Here is a 16,247-nt window from a genome sequence, read left to right as displayed (position 1 = left end):
GTAGGACGAGCTTCCGGATGGGCATAGTGAGACGGTGACCGCAGCGATCTCCTGTCCCGTGCAGACCCGTCTCTATGCCGACGGGAAGGTGGCCGCGAAGGATTTCGGGTACGCCGAGCTCACCGCCCGACTCCGCGCCCATCCGGGCGCGGTGGCCTGGCTCGACCTGCTGGAACCCTCGGCGGAAGACCTCGCCGCGGTGGCCGACGAGTACGGTCTGCACCCGCTTGCCGTCGAGGACGCGCTCGCCGAGCACGAGCGGCCCAAGCTCGACCGTTATCCGGATCACCTCTTCCTCAACGTCTACGCCGTCGCGGTGCCGGACGCCGAGGGCCGGCCCAGCAAGGTGGAGATCAGCGCGTTCGTCACCGAGCGGGTGCTGATCACCGTGCACAAGGGGAAGGGCGACGTCGACCGGCTGACCGAGCGCTGGGACGAGGACCCGTCCGGTCTCGCCGCCGGCGGCGGCGTCAATTATCTGCTGTACGGGCTGCTCGACGTGATCGTCGACGGTCAGTACGCGGCCGCCCGGCAGGTCGACGAGGCGATGGACTCCATCGAGGACCAGATGCTCGGCGAGGGCGGTGCGCCCCGCCCGGTCCGGATGCGGGGTTTCGCGCTGCGCCGCTCGCTGGCCCTGCTGCGTCGCGCGGTGGCCCCGATGTCGGACGTGGTCGCCGAGCTCACCCGGACCGACAACGGCGTGGTCGACGAGGATCTGCGACCGTACTACCGGGACGTCGAGGACCACGCGAAGCGCTCCCTGGAGTCGATCGAGCACTCCCTCATCCGGATCAACGAGCTGATCGAGGCCGACCTCAACGAGCAGAGCAACGTCCTCAACGACATCACCCGCAAGCTCGCCGCGTGGGCCGCGATCATCGCGGTGCCCACCGCGCTGACCGGCTATTTCGGACAGAACCTGCCCTACCCCGGCTATCAGAAGCCGTGGGGTTTCGTGGAGAGCATGGTGCTGATCGTGGTCTCGGCCGGTGCCCTCTACTACTACCTCAAGAAACGCGGCTGGTTGTAGTACCGTCCGGGGCTGTCGGATCCGCGAACGGGGGAACGGATGACCACGGTCGACCTTGCATCGGTGGACCTCGGATACCACGGCGGCGACCCGGTCCTGCGCGGCGTGACCGTGCACGCGCGGCCCGGCGAGATGCTCGCGATCACCGGGACTTCCGGATCCGGGAAGACCACGTTGCTCACCGCGATGGCCGGGCTGCTGGCCCCGACGTCCGGCGTGGTCACCGTGGACGGCGCGCCGCTGGGCGACCGGGACGCCGCGGTCGGCCGCGGCGTGGTCCTGATCCCCCAGGAGAACGGGCTCGCCGCGATCCTCACCGCGGCCGAGAACGTCTCGGTCGCGGTGATCGCCACCGGCGGCTCGCCGGCCGACGCCCGCCGCCGGACCGCCGACGCGCTCACCGCGGTCGGCCTGGCCGGGCAGGCGAATCAGCTGATCGAGGAGCTCTCCGGCGGTCAGCAGCAGCGCGCCGCGATCGCCCGCGGGCTGGCCCTGCGCGGCACGGTGCTGCTCGCCGACGAGGTGACCAGCGAGCTCGACGCGGCGAACCGGCAGAAGGTGCTGGAGTTGCTGCGCGCCGAGGCGCAACGGGGCGCCGCGGTGGTGCTCGCCACCCACGACCCGGAGGCGGCCGCGGCCTGCGACCGGGAGTTGCACCTGGCCGACGGGGCGGCCACCTGGGCGCGCGCCTGAGATCGTCCACGAGCCCGTAAGTTGCGGTCCCCACGGCGGGCCCGGACCCCGCCGACCGGCACCTGGGCACCGACGAGATCCAGCTCAGCGTCAACATCCGCCGCCTGCTGGGCACCATCGCGCGCCGCCCTGCTCAAGCTGCGCGGGGTGAGCCGCTCCGGCATGCTGCGGCTGGCCCGGGGGCAGCATCTGGTGCCGCTCGGCGCCGGCGTGCTGCTCGGCGCCCGATCGGGTTCCTGGTCGCCCGGCTGCTGATCGGCGGCGCCCCGCCCCCGACCCGGGCGACCGGCCGGCCGCGCTGGTCTGGTCCGCGGTCGCGGTCGGCGGCCTCGCGGTGCTCGCCCTCGTCGAGTCGACCATGCTCGGCCGGCCGGTGGCGGTGCTGCTGCGCCCGGCGGCAACCCGTGGTGGTCCGTGCTGACCGACGTGGTGCTGCCGGCGATCGCCGCGGCCGCGGTCTTCCAGGCCGGGTGCCGGTGCGGTCCAGGGACGGCGCAATGCGAGAAAGGGCCGAAAGACTCTGGTGCGTTGATCCGTTGGGGGCCCGCGTCCGTTCTGGTGCATGAGGTAGCTGTGCGGAAGCTGTGGAGGAGGTTCCTGTGGTGGCCATCGGACGGAGATTGACCGGGCTCGCTGTCGCCGCGGTGGCGGTGGTGCTGCTGCAACCGATGGCGGCGCACGCGACCGAGCCGGGTGTGCCCGACCCGCCGAACCAGTTGATCACCGACACCGGCGAGGGCGCCGTCACGGCCGCCGACCGGGACTTCGTGGTCCGGGTGCGGCTCGCCGGGCTGTGGGAGATCCCGGCCGGGCAGATGGCCCAGCAGAAGTCGAAGGACCCGCGGATCCAGCAGATCGGCAAGGCGATCGCCGCGCAGCACGTGGTGCTCGACAAGATGGACCGCGATGTCGCCAAGAAGCTGGGCGTCACGTTGCCCAACGTGCCCAACTCCGACCAGCAGGGCTGGCTCGGCGAGATGCGGAGCGCCGCCGAAGGCACCGACTTCGACCAGATCTACATCGACCGGCTGCGCGCGGCACACGGCAAGATCTTCCCGGCGATCGCCACGATCCGGGCCAGTACCCGTAACGACAGCGTGCGCAAGCTGGCGCAGCGGGCGAACCAGTTCGTGATGACCCACATGACGCTGCTGGAGAGCAGTGGCATCGTCGACTTCGCGGGGCTGCCGACCGCGCCGCCGCCGGCCGCGGCGACGACCGCCCCGGCGGCCGGGGCCGGGGCCGGGACGGGAACAGCGACGAACCTGACCGCGGCTGAGCAGAAGGGCTCGCCGCTCAGCTCGCCGGTGGTCGCCGGGGTGGTGATCGCCAGTCTCGCCGCGGCGTTCTTCATCACCCGCCGCTTCTGGCCGAGCAACCAGCGTCGCCGTCGCCGCTACTACTGATCGCGGCCCGGGTCAGGCGGCGGTCTCGGTGCCCCCGGGGACCAGGGTGACCTCGCCGTCGACGTGCTGGACGGTGAAGAGGGTGCCGGGCGGATAGGAGCCCAGCACCTCCGGGGGCAGCTGGACCGTGCCGTCGCCGGCGACCACGGCGAAGTCCTGGCCGTCGCGGCCCTCGGCGCCGACCCGGCCGTCGCGGATGGTGACGGCGCGGCCGAGGCGGGCGCCGACCTCGTTGTCGTGGGTGACCACCACGATGGTGGTCTCGCGTTCCCGGTTCACCGTTTCGAGTGCAGCGAGCACCTCGTCCCGGCCGGCGGTGTCCAGCCGGGAGGTGGGCTCATCGACGAGCAGCAGCCCGGGGCCGGTGGCGATGCCGACCGCGAGGGCGGCCCGCTGCCGGCCGCCGGGGGTGAGGTCGGCGAGTTTGCGGCGGCCCTGGCCGGGCAGGCCGACCAGGTCGAGGATGCGGTCCGGGTCGTCGAGTGTGATGCCACGGGTGTGCGCGGCGCGGCGCTGGGCGAGCCAGATGTTGCGGTGCAGCGTCGCGTACGGCAGCAGGTTGCGGGCGGCGCCCTGCAGGACCACGCCGATCTCGGTGCCGCGCAGGCGGGAGATCTCCGAGTCGGAGAGCTTGCCCATGTCGTACGTCCCGATGTTGATCCGTCCCGCCGACGGCCGCATCAGGCCGGCGAGCAGTGCGATGAGCGTCGATTTGCCGGACCCGGAGGGTCCGACCAGGGCGAGGGTCTCGCCCGGCGCTATGGAGAGATCGACCCCGGCCAGGGCCACCACGTCCCCCGCCTCGGCACGGTAGATGTGCACCACCCGCCGGCAGGCGACCGCGAGTCCGTTCATGAGAGCACGCTAACGGTGCCGGACGGTCCCTGACGACCCCGTAACCGGGGCACTTAGCATGTGGCCGTGCGCGACATCGCCGTCTTCACCGGATCCGCCCATCCCGAACTCGCCGCGGAGATCTGCGAGCACCTCGCGGTGCCGCTGCTGCCGACCAAGATCTCCCGGTTCGCCAACGACTGCATCGAGGTGCAGCTGCAGGGTAACTGCCGGGAACGGGACGTGTTCCTGATCCAGCCGCTGGTTCCCCCGACCCAGGAGCATCTCGCCGAGTTGCTCTTCATGCTCGACGCCGCCCGGGGCGCGTCGGCCGGCCGGATCACCGTGGTCCTGCCGCATTACGCCTACGCCCGGTCCGACAAGAAGGACGCCCCTCGCATCTCGATCGGCGGCCGCCTGGTCGCCGACCTGCTGACCACCGCCGGCGCCGACCGGGTGCTGGCGATGACCCTGCACTCGCCGCAGGTGCACGGCTTCTTCAGCATCCCGGTCGACCACCTGCACGCGCTGCGCGAGCTGGCCCACCACTTCCGGGGCTACGACCTGAGCAACACCGTGGTCGTCTCCCCGGACCTGGGCAACGCCAAGGAGGCGGCCGCGTTCGCCCGGCTGCTCGGGATCGAGGTCGCGGCCGGCGCCAAGCAGCGGTTCGCCGACGACAAGGTGGTGATCAACTCGATCATCGGTGAGGTCGGTGACCGGGACGTGATCGTGCTGGACGACGAGATCGCCAAGGGCAGCACGGTGTTCGAGCTGCTCGCCCGGCTGCGCGAGCGCAACGTGCGCAGTGTGCGGGTGGCCTGCACGCACGGGCTGCTCACCGACGACGCGGTGCAGCGGCTGGCCGCGGAGAAGGAGATCGAGGAGATCGTCTGCACCAACACGGTGCCGATCCCGGCGAGCAAGCGGCACGAGAAGCTGACCGTGATCTCGGTGGCCGCGCCGCTGGCCGAGGCGATGCGGCGCATACACAACGGCGAGTCGGTCAGCGCCCTGTTCGTCTGAATCCGGCCCGGAATCCGGCCCGGGTCTGAACAACTGGGCCGGATTCCGGCGAACACCCCTCACGCACGTCCCGTAACACGAAAAATGTGCACATGGGTGTCATGGCTTACCCCCTCCGGTACGCGCTCGCCGACCTCGCCCTCGCGCTCAGCCGCGCCGCCACGGATCCGGCCGAGGTGCGATCCACGGCCGCCCGCGCCGCCGCTGACATGATCGGCGACGGCGCCGGGGTGCAACTGCTGCGCGACGACGGGGAGTACGAGGCGATCGCGTACCACCACGTGGCGGACGACCGTTCCACGGCGCTGGCCAAGGCGCTGGACCGGGCCGGCCGGGCGCCCGACGACGAGTACTCCACCACGCTGGCCGCCAGCCGGCGTCCGATCGTGCTGGCCGGCGACTCGGCGGCGGCGCTGGCCGGGCCGGGCGACGGGATCACGGCGGCGGTGCTCAGCCCGGTGATCGTCGACAACACGTACGCCGGCTATCTGATCCTGACCCGGCACACCCCGGACGCGTTCTATTCGACGCCCGAGGTGGAGCTGGCCCGCGACATCGCCGGTGAGCTGTCGCTGGCGGTGGCCGGCGCCCGCGCCCAGGAGCGGCTGCGGGCCGCCGAGGAGCGCTACCGCCGGGTCCTGGAGACCATCCCGGAAGGGGTGCTGCAGCTCGACCCGGAGGGCGTCGCCACCTACGCCAACGAGCCGATCGGTGTGGTCCTCGGGATGCCCCGCAGCGAGCTGATCGGGGTGTCGCTGCGCGGCTTCCTGGACAATCAGGGGCAGAAGGAGCTGGACCGCCGGATCGCCGAGTGCAAGCAGGGCCGGTCGACGGTGGGCGCCACCCGCCTGATGCGCGCCGACGGGTCGCGGCGCAGCGTGCGGATGAGCATGATGCCGATCCGCGACGACCACGGCGAGTTCGCCGGCGTGCTCTGCATGATCACCGACACCACCGACCACATCGACGCCCGCGGCCTCAAACGCCAGCTCGACCACCTGCGCCGGCTGGACAGTCTGGGCCAGCTGATCGGCGGCCTGTCGCACGACTTCAACAACCTGATGACGGTGGTGGCCGGCTCGGCCGACATGATCCTGAGCCAGTCCGCGGACGGCACGCCGCAGCAGCAGCTCGCCAAGGACATCCTGGACGCGGTGGCGACCGGGCGGACCCTCACGCACCAGCTGCTCGCGTTCGGGCGCAGCGAGGGCAACCGGCCGGAGGTGATTCCCATCCCGGATCTGCTCACCGACGTACAGTCCCTGTTCAGTCGGACCCTCGGTGAGCACATCGGTCTGGACCTGGCCTTCGGACCGGATGTCTGGCCGGTGCGCGCGGAGCGCGGGCCGTTGGAGCAGGCGCTGGTCAACCTGGCGGCGAACGCCCGCGACGCGATGCTGCACGGCGGCATGCTGCGGGTGGCGGCCACCAACGAGGTGGTCGAGCCGGGCCAGCTGGCCGAGGGCGCGCCGACCGGCAAGCTGGTGCACCTGGTGGTCACCGACACCGGCACCGGCATGGACGAGGAGATCCGCAAGCGGGCCCTGGAGCCGTTCTTCACCACCCGGCCGACCGCGGCCGGGCTGGGCCTGGCCACCACCGCGGGGATCGTGCAGAACCTGGGCGGGCACATCGAGCTGGAGTCGAAGCCGCGGATGGGCACCACGGTGCACATCTATCTGCCGGCCGCCGAGGAGCGGGCGCAGCCGGCCGGTGAGCGCCGGGAGAAGTCCGCGGTGATCGGCCGGGTGCTGATCGTCGAGGATCAGCCGGACGTGGCGCAGCTGGTGCAGCGGCTGATCGCGCCGGCCGGCTACGAGATCGCGGTGGCCACCGACGCGCTGACCGCGGTCACCCAGGTGGCCTCCGGCGCCCGGCCGGACCTGCTGATCACCGATGTGGTGATGCCGACGATGACCGGGCCGGAGCTGGCCGGGGCATTGCGCACCCACCAACCGGATCTTCCGGTGCTCTACATGTCCGGGTACACCGCGGCGTCGCTGGGGCCGCAGTTGCACCTGGACGACAACAGCATGTTGCTGGAGAAGCCGTTCACCCGTTCGACCCTGTTGGGGGCGATCCGGTCGCTGTGCGGCCCGCAGCCGACGCCCTGAACGACTTCTGCGGGTATTCGTGACGGTCCGGTGGACAAGCCTGCCGGACCGTGCGAACTTGCCGCCGCGGGCTTGCCAGGCCATCCGGACAAAAAGCAATATTCTCCATCATGCAGGATTCGACCGACAGCGAGCCACTGGCCGGACGGAGTGTCGGCAATTCGTACCGGCTCGTCAAGCCGATCGGGCAGGGCGCCACCGGAACGGTGTGGGAGGGCGAGGACAGCACCACCGGGGAACCGGTCGCCGTCAAACTCCTGCACGAGAGCCTGCTCCGGCAGCCCCGGCTGGTCACCCGCTTCGTCCAGGAACGCACCATCCTGCTCATGCTCCGACACCGCAACGTGGTCCGGGTCCGCGACCTGTTCAGCGTCGGCGAGACCCTCGGCCTGGTGATGGACCTGGTGGCCGGCGGCAGCCTGCGCGACCACCTGCACCGCGAACGCACCCTGGCGCCGGCCGAGGCGGTGCGGCTCGCCGCGCAGGTCGCCGACGCCCTCGCCGAGGCGCACGACCTCGGGATCATCCACCGCGACCTCAAACCGGACAACATCCTGGTGCTCGAACGCAACGGCCGGCTGGAGACCCGGCTGACCGACTTCGGCATCGCCCGGATCCTCAACGTGCCGAGCATGACCACCCCGAACGCGGTCGTCGGGACCCCGCACTACATGGCGCCGGAGGCGTTCCACGGGGTCACCCCCAGCCCGGCCACCGACGTCTACGCGCTCGGCGTGCTCCTCTACGAGCTGGTCTCCGGGCAGCCGCCGTACCTCAGCGACTCCGTCCCGGAACTGATGCGCATGCATGCCGAGGGTCGTCCGAAACGTCGCCCCGGCATCCCCGACGACCTGTGGAGACTCATCCGCGGATGCCTCTCGGCGAAGCCCCGGCAGCGTCCGGCGGCCGCCGCTCTCGTGCGTGAGCTGCGCGAACTCAACCGCAAACTGGCCGGAATCGCGCCGCTGCCGCCGCCCGCGCCGCCCAGCCTGCCGCCCGCCGACCCGGACGACCGGGCGGTCGACCCGCCGGAACTGCGCGACGGCATCCGGCTGCCGCGCGCCGTCGCGCAGGCCCGCCGCCCGCGCAACGCCGCACCGGGCCATCGATGGGTGCGGTCCAGCGCGGCGGTCGCGGTCCTCGCCGGGGTGCTGCTCGCCGCCGGCGTCGCCGGCTCGATCTGGCGGCACGGCGGCACCCCGGCCTCGCCGTCGGCGCTGCCCAGCCACCCCGCGCCGGCCGCCTCGGTCCAGGTCGTCCCGCGCCGAAAGGTCGTTTCCTCCACGAAACCTGCGAAACCTTCCCGCGTACGTACGAAACGGGCCGTCCAGCCGCGCCCACCCCAGCCGGAGGACGAGGTGCGGGGCCCGTGGGAGTGCGCGCCCGGCCTCATGATCGACCTGGCCACCCGCAGTCCGCTCGCCCCGAAGCCGTGCCAGTCGATCGGCCGGACCGTGCAGTTCCAGGCGTCCCTCACCGCGCCGGCCGGCGGCCGCGCGCACATCGAGGTGACGTTGCGCGACGCGGACACCGGTCGTACCGTGGCCGGCCCCACCACCTGTGACGGGCTCACCTTCACCGGCGGTCAGATGACCCGGGCCTGCGGACCGGCCGGCGCCACACCGCGCCGCGGCCGCAACTACACCGTGGTGATGGCCTTCCGGTACGAGCGGGACGGCCACACCGCGACCAGCACCGCCCGGGGCCGGGTCTTCACCTGGTGACAGGGGTTACTAAGATCCTTCGATACCCGCGGAGGTGGTGTCCGTCATGAGCTTCGATCTGTACGTCTGGCACGAGCCGGAACCGATCACGCCCGCGATCGCCGAGAGCCGGCTGCGGCAGGGCGCCTTCCGCCCGCATCCCGCGGTCCGCGCCATGCGCGCCGCCCTGCTCGACCGCTTCCCACCCGGCTCCGGCACGTGGAGCATCGTCCCGCCGGCCTCCGACGAACTCCTGGCCCTGTCGGTCGCCTGGCCCCGGGCCGGCGAGGTGGGCGCCGCCGTCGTCGCACTGGCCCGCGAGCACGGCCTGGTCTGCTACGAGCCGCAGAGCGGCCTGCTCAACCCCAACGCCGCCGGGCACCTCGCCGCCTTCACCCTCACCTCGGCGGCCGGGCCGGAGATCCCCGACCCCAGTTCCGACCGGATCGACACCCTGGTCGGCGAGCTCGGTCCGGACAACCACTTCGTCATCCTGGAACGCTCCGACGGGTGGTTCGTGCAGGTGGGTTACGGGCCGGCGGCCGGGACCGAGCCGGGACGGTATGCGCTGGAATATCGGGAGGGCGGGCCGGAGCATCACTTCCGGACCGAGACGACCGATCCGCTGGAGGCGTCGCGGTTGCTGACCGGATTCCTGACCGGCGACGATTCGTGGAAGCGCCGGTATGTCTGGCGGCCGCTCTTCTCCTAGCCTTCGCGGATTGCGCCGGTTCCTCTGACCTTCCCGGATTGCGGCGGCGTTTTCAGCCTTCCCGGACCGTGGCGGCGGTCTCGGCCTTCCCGGATTGCGGCGGCGTTTTCAGCCTTCCCGGATTGCGGCGGCCAGTAGCCGGATGAATTCCGGGTCGTCCTCCGGGCCGATCGGCTTTTCGCCGCGGCCGGCGCTTTCGTGGCCGGCGAGGCCTTCGCCCTGGCCGGCGTTCTGACGGCGGCCGGCGCGGAACCAGGCGATGGCGCCGGCGACCGGGCAGCAGAGGATCAGCACGAGCCAGGCGGCGCGCGGGAAGTGCCGGAGCCGGGCGGGGGCGGTGAGCAGGCAGTCGATCAGCGCCACCACGACGAGCGCGACGGCGAGCAGGAAGAGCAGCGTGTTCACTCGGGCCATGCCCAGGGATCCTGCCGTCCCCGGGCGGTCATCGGAGGTCCCCGCCCGGTGCCACCGGGTTGCGGCGGGGCACGCAGGCCCCACCGCGCACCGCGGCGGTCAGGCGGCGTTCGTCAGAGCCGGGAGATAGCCGTACGTGTAGCCGTTGGTGTTGGGGTGGTAGGAGTTCTGCGGCGGGATGATGGTCAGGCCGTTGAGGTACGGCCTAGACGCGCACACCCCGTGGCCGGTGAAGTTGCCGCGGACGTCGGCGAAGGTGAAGCCCGCGGCGGTCGCCCGCGCCTTGATCATGTCGTCCAGGGCCTGCGCCCCGCTGTTCAGCGCCTTGCGCTTGGTGGCGTCCATCTCGCAGAGCGCCGACGAGGTGTCGAAGATGTTCGGGTAGGACAGCACGACCACCTTCGCGCCCGGGGCCTTCGCACGGATCGCCTGATAGGTCGCGTCGAGCTTGCCGGGCAGCGTGTTCGCGACGTACGTCTTGCCGGCCGCGACCTTCGCGGCGCAGGTGGCGTCGCTGCTGGTCAGGCAGGTCAGCACGGTCGGCGCGAAGCCGGCGTCGTTGCCGCCGATGGTGATGCTGACCAGGTCGGCGCCGCTGGTCATGGCCGGGACCTGGGTGTTCAGCACGTCGTCGGTGACCGCACCGCTGCAGGCCAGGAACTGGAACGAGGCCGGGCTGTGCTTCGCCGCCCACTGTGCGGCGTAGCTGTAGTTGCTGCGCAGGCAGCTGCCGGATTGTCCGGGCGCGCCGACCCCGGACGAGTAGGAGTCGCCGAGGGCGACGTAGTCGACGCCGGCCGCTTGGGCGGGGGAGGCGGCGGCGATCGTGAGCGCGAGGACGGACGAGGAGACGAGACAGGCGAGGACGGTAGCCCTACTCATCGTTGGCCTCCGATATCCACGAGGGGATCTCTGGGGCCGAAGCGCTTCGGTTACCGCACAGTAAGTCAAGAGCCCGAGAAATAGAAAGCAGTGATTTTCCTGTTACAGAGGAGTAACATACATCGATGTGACCTGGGGGTATGTCCCTGGGTGATGTTACATGACCGGATGGTGACGGGCTTTCGGCGGCTGCCCAGCCGGCCTTCAGCGTGCCTCCAGAAAGTCGGGCTACGGTCGGGCGCATGGACGAGAACCGGGCCCGCCGAGTGGTCGCTCGGCTGCGCGAGCGCAATGTCTTCGCTCATCTGAAACTTCCGCACGCCGGTCTCACGCAGTACGGCATCCGGATCGTGCTGCCGGACGGCCGCGAGGCGATCTGGGACAACGACGGCACCGCGGGCCTGGAGGCCCAGGTGATGCGCGACGGCGTGCTGGTCGGCTTCGTCGCGTCGATCCCGGGCTCCGAGCGGTTCACCGACGAGCAGATCATCGACGCCGTCGCGACCGCGGACTACGACCGCCCGATCGGCCGGTCCGCGCCGGTCGCCGGACGCCGGCCGACCCCGGCGCCGGCCCCGCCGTCCCTGGCGCAACGCTTCCGCTCCACGTTCGGGTAGGGATAGCCCTACCCCGAAGTCCAGGGTCTGCCGTGTTATGCCGGAGAGCCGTTTCGACCAGGCTCGAGGCATGCGGAACACACCCGTCGTCGAGCTGATCGACGTCACCAGGAGCTACCTCGGCGTGCGCGCCCTGGCCGGCGTCTCGGCCACCTTCACCAGCGGCACCTTCACCGCGGTGATGGGCCCGTCCGGCTCCGGCAAGTCGACCCTCCTGCACTGCGCCGCCGGGCTCGACCGGCCCGGCACCGGGCGGGTGCTGCTCGGTGGACAGGACATCGGCGACCTGCGCGAGCCGAAACTCACCGAGGCGCGCCGCCGGGTCGCCGGGTTCGTCTTCCAGTCCTACAACCTGCTCGACTCGCTGACGGTCTGGCACAACGTGCTGCTGCCGCAGCGTCTGGCCGGCGTCCGCGCCGACCACGGCTGGGCCCGCGAGGTGCTGCGCCGGGTCGGGCTCGGCGGTCGCGAGCAGGCTCGGCCGGCCCAGCTCTCCGGGGGGCAGCGGCAGCGGGTGGCGCTGGCCCGGGCCCTCGCCGCCCGGCCGCAGGTGATCTTCGCCGACGAGCCGACCGGCGCACTCGACCTGGCCGCCGGGCGCGACGTGCTGGGTCTGCTGCGCGAGGCGGTCGACGACCTCGGCACGACGATCGTGATGGTCACCCACGACCCGGCCGCGGCCGCACACGCCGACCGGGTGGTCTTCCTGGCCGACGGCGTGATCGTGGGCGCGATGGACGCGCCCTCCGCGGACCGGGTCGCGGCCCGGATGACCGAGGTCAGCGCCGCCGAGGGGGTGGCCCGATGATCCGGCTGGTGCTGGGGTCGCTGCGGCAGCACCGCGGGGCCTACGCGGGCACGCTCCTCGCCGCGCTGCTGGCCGTCGCGCTGCTCGGCGGCGGCGGGCTGCTGCTCTTCTCGGTGCTGACCGCGAAGCCGCCGGCCGACCGGTTCGCCGCGGTGCCGGTGGTGGTCGCCGGCGCCCGGGAGGTGAGCCTGGAGACGGTCACCACCAAGGCGAAGAAGGAGGGCAAGACCAAGGTCAAGCACAAGGTCAAGACCGAGCGGCTGACCGGCGCCGCGCCACTGCCGGCCGACCTGGCCGGGCGGGTCGCGGCGGTGCCCGGGGTGGCGGCGGTCGTCGCCGACGCGGCCTTCCCGCTGCGCGCCGCCGACCTGCCCGGCACGCCGATCGGGCACGGCTGGTCGTCGGCCGGGCTGACCCCCTACGCGCTGCGGGCCGGGCGGGCTCCGGCGGCCGGGCAGGTGGTGCTCGACGCCGGGCTGGCCGCCGCGGGCCGGGTGCCGGTCGGCGCCGAGCTGCGGATCACCACCCGCACCGGGACCCGGACGCTGCTGGTCAGCGGCATCGCGGCGCCGCCGGGGCGGGACGCGCTGCCCGCACAGGGCGCGGTGTTCGTGGCCGACAGCGAGGTCGCGGCGATCTCCGGGCTGACCGGGCCCACCGCGATCGGCGTCCGCCCGGCGGCCGGTCTGGACCCGTCGGTGCTCCGCGACCGGATCACCGCGGCGGTCGGTGTTCCCGCGACCTCCGGCACCTCCCCGGCGCCCGCCTCCTCCACCGCCGCTGTCCCGGCGTGGGCCTTGCCGGCCGCGGCTTCCTCCACCGCGGCTGTCCCGGTCGGGGCCTTGCCGGCCGCGGCGTCCTCCACCGCGGCTGTTCCGTCCGGAGTCCTGCCGGCCTCGGCTCCGGCCTCGGGGGCGTCCGGTGGGGCCGGTGCGATCGTGGTGTTGACCGGTGACGACCGGGTCCGGGCTGATCTGCCCGGGGCGTTGCCCGACTACATCGCGCCGATCTCGATCTTCGGGTTCGTCATCGGCATCACCGCTTTCGCCGCGATCTTCGTGCTCACCGGCACGGTCACGCTGAGCGTCCGGCAGCGGCTGCGCGAGCTCGCCCTGCTGCGCACCGCCGGCGCCACGCCCGGTCAGCTCCGCCGGATGCTCGGCCGGGAGGCGATCGTGCTCGCCCTGATCGCCGGGCTGCCCGGCGCGCCGCTCGGCGTGGTCCTCGCCCACCTGGTGGCGGCCCGGTTCCGGGCTCTCGGCGCGGTGCCCGCCCCGTTCGTCGTCCGGGTCAGTGTCCCGGTCCTGCTGCTCGCAATCCTCGCCGGGACGCTGGTCACCTACGTCGCGGCCCGCCTCGCCGGGCGCCGCGCGGTGCGGATCGCACCGACCCAGGCGCTGACCGAGACCGCGACCGCACCCACCGGCGGCCGGGCCGTGCGGGTCCTCGCCGCTGTCGTCACCACGGCCGGCGCCGTCGCGGTGCTGAGCTTCGTCCCCCTCGACGGCCCGTTCGGGATGGGCATGAGCTTCATCTCCAGCGCGCTGCTGCTCTGCGCCGTCGCCGCCCTCGGCCCGATCCTCGTCCGGCCGCTGACCGCCCTGCTCGGCCGGGTGTCCGGGTTGGCCGGCCGGGTGTCCGGCTTGGCCGGCCTGATCAGCCGCGCCGAGTACCGGCGCGTCGCCGCGGTCGCCGTCCCGCTCGTGCTGATGTTCGCGCTCAACGCGACCATGCTGCTCAACGGCAGACTGCAGGACCGGCTCGCCGGCGTGCAGCAACGGGAACGCCTGGCCGGCGCGACCGCCCAGGTCGCGGTGCCGGGCGGGTTGGCCCTGCCCGACGCCGAGCGGATCGCCGCCCGGCCCGGCGTGACCGGTGCGGCGCTGCTACTGCCCACCCGGGTGATCCTCGCCCAGGGTGGGAAGCCGGAGGACTACGCGGCGCAGGGACTGATGACCACCGGCGCCGACCCGGCGATCGACCTGGGCATCCGGGCGGGGGCGCCGGGGGACGGTCTGGGGGCGAGTGCGGCGGTGGCCCGACAGTACGGCTGGCGGATCGGGGAACCGGTCGACCTGTGGCTCGCCGACGGGTATCGGGTGACACTGCCGCTGGCTATGACGTACGCCCGCAATCGTGGTTTTGGAGATCTTGTCCTGCCCGCCGCGCTGATCGCGGCCCACGACCCGAAGGGCCTGGTCAGCGTGATCAGTCTGCGCGGAGCGCCGGGTGTCGCGCGGGGCCTGCCGACGATCTCCGCGGCGACCGCCGGCGGTGACCACGCCGATCAGCAGGGCGCGTGGGAGTTGATGGTGGTGATTTCGGTGGGCTTCACCGCGATCGCCGTGGTCAACACGTTCGCGATCGCCACCGCCGGGCGGCGCGGTGAATTCGCCGCGCTGCGGCTGACCGGGGCCACCGCGGGCCAGTTGCATCGGCTGGCGGCCGGCGAAGCGGTCGTCACCGTGCTGACCGGGCTGCTGCTCGGAGCTACCGTGAGCGGCATCGTGGTGGGCGCGTTCAGCCTCGCCCAGGACGGTGCGCTCCGGGTGATCGTGGACCCGGTGACGTACGCCGGGATGGCCGCCGGGGTCGCCGCGCTCGGCCTCGCCGCCGGCGTCCTCCCGGCCCGTCTGCTGCTGCGCCGGCGTGCACCGGCCATTTAGGATGCCGGCGATGATCAAGCGAACCGGGCGGGCGCTGGGCTACCTGATCACCGGACCGGTCGCGGGACTCGCCGGATTCGTCTGGAGCACGGTCGCCGGACTGCTGGTGACCGTGCTGGCGGTCACCCAGCTGCGGGACCCGGCATTCCTGGGCGCCGCCTGGGTGACCCGGCACCTCGCCCGGGCCGAACGACGGCGGGCCGGCTGGGTGCTGGGGGCCCGGATCCCCGACCCGTACCTGGCGGGCACGCCCGTGGTCGCCCAGCCGGCCACCTGGCGTGACCTCGCCTGGCTGGTGCTGCTCCTGCCGATCGGCGTGGCCACCGGGGTGGCCGGGGTGGTCACGGCGGCCGTCGACGCCGCCGCGATCCTGGCACCGGCGGTGTTCTGGGCGGTGCCGAATCCGCACGCGCCGTTCCCGATGCGGCCACTGCTCACCACGGTGCCGGGGCGGATCGGGCTGACCGTGCTCGGGCTGGCGCTGCTGCCCGTCGCGGCCCGGCTCGTCCGGGCCCTCGCGGCCGGGCCGGCCCGGCTGGCGGCGGTGCTGCTCGGACCGGGCGAACACGGGCGGCTGGTGGCCCGCGCCGAACGGCTCGCCGAAACCCGGCGCCGGGTGGTGGACGCGCAAGCCGCCGAACTTCGGCGGATCGAACGGGACCTGCACGACGGGGCCCAGGCGCGGATCGTGGCCGCCGGGATGACACTCGCCCTGGCCGCCCGCAAACTCCGCGCCGCCGCGCCCCCGGCGTCGGGCCGGCCCGACGGTGGCGGCGACCCCCGGACCGACGTCGAGCTGGCGCGGCGGCAGCTCGACGATGCCCTGGCCGAGCTGCGACGGCTGGTCCGGGGCATCCACCCACCGATCCTCACCGACCGGGGATTGCACGCCGCGCTGGCCGCACTGGCCGGGGACAGCCCGTTCCCGGTCGCACTGCACGGGGACGCGGCCGCGCGCTATCCGGCCGCGGTGGAATCGGCGGCCTACTTCGTGGTGGCCGAAGGGCTCACCAACGCGGCCAAACACGCCGGGGCGGCCAGCGGGGAGATCGACCTGGGCAGAGTGGGTGGGGTGCTCCGGGTGACGGTGACCGACGACGGTCGCGGTGGGGCCGACCCGGCCGGAGCGGGGTTGGTGGGGCTGCGCCGCCGGGTCGAGGCGCTCGATGGCACGCTGACGGTTACCAGTCCGCCTGGTGGCCCGACCAGGTTGGTCGCGGAGTTGCCGTGGTCCTCGTGAAAGCGGATGGGCACCGATGGCATCGACCGCAGCGAGCACCGACCGCACCGAAAGCACCTAGCGCATCGACGGCATCGACGGCATCGATGGCATCGCCTG

14 protein-coding genes are annotated in these 16,247 nt (G+C 72.8%); 11 read left to right on the top strand and 3 right to left on the bottom strand.

Going from position 1 to position 16,247, the window contains the following annotated elements; all coding sequences use genetic code 11:
* Positions 1–34 precede the first annotated feature (34 nt).
* The 3 genes from ACSP50_RS33145 to ACSP50_RS33135 all read left to right on the top strand — a co-directional run bounded on the left by ACSP50_RS33145 (position 35) and on the right by ACSP50_RS33135 (position 3,132).
* Positions 35–1,033 (top strand): magnesium transporter CorA family protein, encoded by a 999-nt coding sequence (locus tag ACSP50_RS33145; protein ID WP_231956768.1) that lies wholly within the window; start codon positions 35–37, stop codon positions 1,031–1,033.
* Positions 1,034–1,072: 39 nt separating this feature from the next.
* On the top strand, positions 1,073–1,726 hold the full coding sequence (locus ACSP50_RS33140) for an ABC transporter ATP-binding protein (protein WP_014693688.1): 654 nt from the start codon (positions 1,073–1,075) through the stop codon (positions 1,724–1,726).
* A gap of 602 nt (positions 1,727–2,328) precedes the next feature.
* Positions 2,329–3,132, top strand: coding sequence for a DUF4142 domain-containing protein (locus ACSP50_RS33135; RefSeq protein ID WP_231956767.1), 804 nt, complete (start codon positions 2,329–2,331; stop codon positions 3,130–3,132).
* 12 nt (positions 3,133–3,144) lie between these two features.
* On the opposite strand, the gene ACSP50_RS33130 is transcribed toward ACSP50_RS33135, so the two are convergent.
* Positions 3,145–3,987 (bottom strand): ABC transporter ATP-binding protein, encoded by an 843-nt coding sequence (locus tag ACSP50_RS33130; protein WP_014693686.1) that lies wholly within the window; start codon positions 3,985–3,987, stop codon positions 3,145–3,147.
* Between the two features lie 66 nt (positions 3,988–4,053).
* Between ACSP50_RS33130 and ACSP50_RS33125 the strand changes: the two genes are divergently transcribed.
* The 4 genes from ACSP50_RS33125 (at position 4,054) to ACSP50_RS33110 (ending at position 9,521) form a co-directional block, all read left to right on the top strand.
* Entirely contained in the window at positions 4,054–4,992 is a 939-nt protein-coding gene (locus ACSP50_RS33125; protein ID WP_043516030.1) for a ribose-phosphate pyrophosphokinase, read from the top strand.
* A gap of 92 nt (positions 4,993–5,084) precedes the next feature.
* Positions 5,085–7,106, top strand: a complete 2,022-nt coding sequence (locus ACSP50_RS33120) for a response regulator (protein ID WP_014693684.1) — start codon at positions 5,085–5,087, stop codon at positions 7,104–7,106.
* Between the two features lie 110 nt (positions 7,107–7,216).
* Positions 7,217–8,830 (top strand): serine/threonine-protein kinase, encoded by a 1,614-nt coding sequence (locus tag ACSP50_RS33115; protein WP_080128110.1) that lies wholly within the window; start codon positions 7,217–7,219, stop codon positions 8,828–8,830.
* A 46-nt stretch (positions 8,831–8,876) separates the two neighbouring features.
* Positions 8,877–9,521: a hypothetical protein gene (locus ACSP50_RS33110; RefSeq protein ID WP_014693682.1), complete on the top strand. Its 645-nt coding sequence runs from the start codon at positions 8,877–8,879 to the stop codon at positions 9,519–9,521.
* Between the two features lie 108 nt (positions 9,522–9,629).
* Here ACSP50_RS33110 and ACSP50_RS33105 read toward each other — a convergent pair whose 3' ends face one another.
* Both ACSP50_RS33105 and ACSP50_RS33100 read right to left on the bottom strand, forming a co-directional pair.
* On the bottom strand, positions 9,630–9,935 hold the full coding sequence (locus ACSP50_RS33105; protein WP_014693681.1) for a PLD nuclease N-terminal domain-containing protein: 306 nt from the start codon (positions 9,933–9,935) through the stop codon (positions 9,630–9,632).
* Positions 9,936–10,034: 99 nt separating this feature from the next.
* The gene (locus tag ACSP50_RS33100; protein ID WP_014693680.1) at positions 10,035–10,817 is read right to left on the bottom strand and encodes an SGNH/GDSL hydrolase family protein; all 783 of its coding nucleotides are present in this window, start codon (positions 10,815–10,817) and stop codon (positions 10,035–10,037) included.
* Between the two features lie 242 nt (positions 10,818–11,059).
* Here ACSP50_RS33100 and ACSP50_RS33095 point away from each other — a divergent pair, with 242 nt between their 5' ends.
* The 4 genes from ACSP50_RS33095 (at position 11,060) to ACSP50_RS33080 (ending at position 16,148) form a co-directional block, all read left to right on the top strand.
* Positions 11,060–11,434 (top strand): hypothetical protein, encoded by a 375-nt coding sequence (locus ACSP50_RS33095; protein ID WP_014693679.1) that lies wholly within the window; start codon positions 11,060–11,062, stop codon positions 11,432–11,434.
* Between the two features lie 70 nt (positions 11,435–11,504).
* Positions 11,505–12,242: an ABC transporter ATP-binding protein gene (locus ACSP50_RS33090; RefSeq protein WP_014693678.1), complete on the top strand. Its 738-nt coding sequence runs from the start codon at positions 11,505–11,507 to the stop codon at positions 12,240–12,242.
* Positions 12,239–14,908, top strand: a complete 2,670-nt coding sequence (locus ACSP50_RS33085; protein WP_014693677.1) for an ABC transporter permease — start codon at positions 12,239–12,241, stop codon at positions 14,906–14,908. Before ACSP50_RS33090 ends, ACSP50_RS33085 begins: the two co-directional genes overlap by 4 nt.
* A 10-nt stretch (positions 14,909–14,918) precedes the next feature.
* Positions 14,919–16,148 carry a sensor histidine kinase gene (locus ACSP50_RS33080; protein ID WP_014693676.1) on the top strand — a complete coding sequence of 410 codons (1,230 nt, stop codon included), beginning with the start codon at positions 14,919–14,921 and terminating at the stop codon, positions 16,146–16,148.
* Positions 16,149–16,247: the final 99 nt, after the last annotated feature.

It is taken from the genome of Actinoplanes sp. SE50/110, from assembly GCF_900119315.1.
Classification (GTDB): domain Bacteria; phylum Actinomycetota; class Actinomycetes; order Mycobacteriales; family Micromonosporaceae; genus Actinoplanes.
The sequence above is the reverse complement of the archived record's forward strand: the minus strand, read 5'-3'. Positions and strand labels throughout refer to the sequence as shown.

What these genes read in the sequence shown, in the direction of transcription:
- ACSP50_RS33140 (WP_014693688.1), top strand. Translation starts at nt 1,073, where the DNA reads ATGACCACGGTCGACCTTGCATCGGTGGACCTCGGATACCACGGCGGC.
- ACSP50_RS33130 (WP_014693686.1), bottom strand. Translation starts at nt 3,987, where the DNA reads ATGAACGGACTCGCGGTCGCCTGCCGGCGGGTGGTGCACATCTACCGT.
- ACSP50_RS33120 (WP_014693684.1), top strand. Translation starts at nt 5,085, where the DNA reads ATGGGTGTCATGGCTTACCCCCTCCGGTACGCGCTCGCCGACCTCGCC.
- ACSP50_RS33115 (WP_080128110.1), top strand. Translation starts at nt 7,217, where the DNA reads ATGCAGGATTCGACCGACAGCGAGCCACTGGCCGGACGGAGTGTCGGC.
- ACSP50_RS33110 (WP_014693682.1), top strand. Translation starts at nt 8,877, where the DNA reads ATGAGCTTCGATCTGTACGTCTGGCACGAGCCGGAACCGATCACGCCC.
- ACSP50_RS33105 (WP_014693681.1), bottom strand. Translation starts at nt 9,935, where the DNA reads ATGGCCCGAGTGAACACGCTGCTCTTCCTGCTCGCCGTCGCGCTCGTC.
- ACSP50_RS33100 (WP_014693680.1), bottom strand. Translation starts at nt 10,817, where the DNA reads ATGAGTAGGGCTACCGTCCTCGCCTGTCTCGTCTCCTCGTCCGTCCTC.
- ACSP50_RS33095 (WP_014693679.1), top strand. Translation starts at nt 11,060, where the DNA reads ATGGACGAGAACCGGGCCCGCCGAGTGGTCGCTCGGCTGCGCGAGCGC.
- ACSP50_RS33090 (WP_014693678.1), top strand. Translation starts at nt 11,505, where the DNA reads ATGCGGAACACACCCGTCGTCGAGCTGATCGACGTCACCAGGAGCTAC.
- ACSP50_RS33085 (WP_014693677.1), top strand. Translation starts at nt 12,239, where the DNA reads ATGATCCGGCTGGTGCTGGGGTCGCTGCGGCAGCACCGCGGGGCCTAC.
- ACSP50_RS33080 (WP_014693676.1), top strand. Translation starts at nt 14,919, where the DNA reads ATGATCAAGCGAACCGGGCGGGCGCTGGGCTACCTGATCACCGGACCG.